Source organism: Paracoccus sp. SY (assembly GCF_002901215.1).
GTDB lineage: Bacteria > Pseudomonadota > Alphaproteobacteria > Rhodobacterales > Rhodobacteraceae > Paracoccus > Paracoccus acridae.
Genome location: NZ_NWMQ01000194.1, coordinates 1 through 571, shown reverse-complemented (window position 1 = coordinate 571; position 571 = coordinate 1). Strand labels below are relative to the sequence as shown.

The 571-nt window shown below is 68.4% G+C and carries 1 pseudogene; it reads left to right on the top strand.

The features are described from left to right. Positions 1-284: 284 nt before the first annotated feature. Positions 285-571, top strand: a pseudogene (locus tag CK944_RS22515) (hypothetical protein); the annotation flags it as partial.

The following is a 571-nucleotide window of genomic DNA, read 5'->3' as shown; positions in this document are numbered from 1 at the left end:
CGGCGAGATCCGGCTGCGCCGCGTGGGCGGCCGGGTGCCGCGCGACAGTGGGTTCGGCAAGACGAAGGGGCGACGATCCGGGTCAGGGGGGTCATCCTTCTCGGCGCAGGCCCGCANTCTCGGATGATCTGATCGGCGAGATCCGGCTGCGCCGCGTGGGCGGCCGGGTGCCGCGCGACAGTGGGTTCGGCAAGACGAAGGGGCGACGATCCGGGTCAGGGGGGTCATCCTTCTCGGCGCAGGCCCGCAATCTGTGGCGGGTGGGCCAGGGCTCGAACGCCGCAGTGCTGAAGAAGATCGCGCGGGGCGGCACGCAAACGCCGGTCCGGCTCCAGGCACAGCTCCGCTATCTCTTCACGAAGTCCGAGGCCGTGTTCGGCAACACGGTCGCGCTTGATCTAGAGGCACAGGTGCTCACAGCCAATCAGCGCAAGGCCATCACGCTGGATTGGTCGGACGGCTGGCGGGGCGATCCGAAGAATGGCCATACCACGCATCTGCTCCTCTCCTTTCCCTATGACCTTGCGCCCCGGAAGGCGCTGCGGATCGCGGAGGCCTGGGCCTTCGAGAT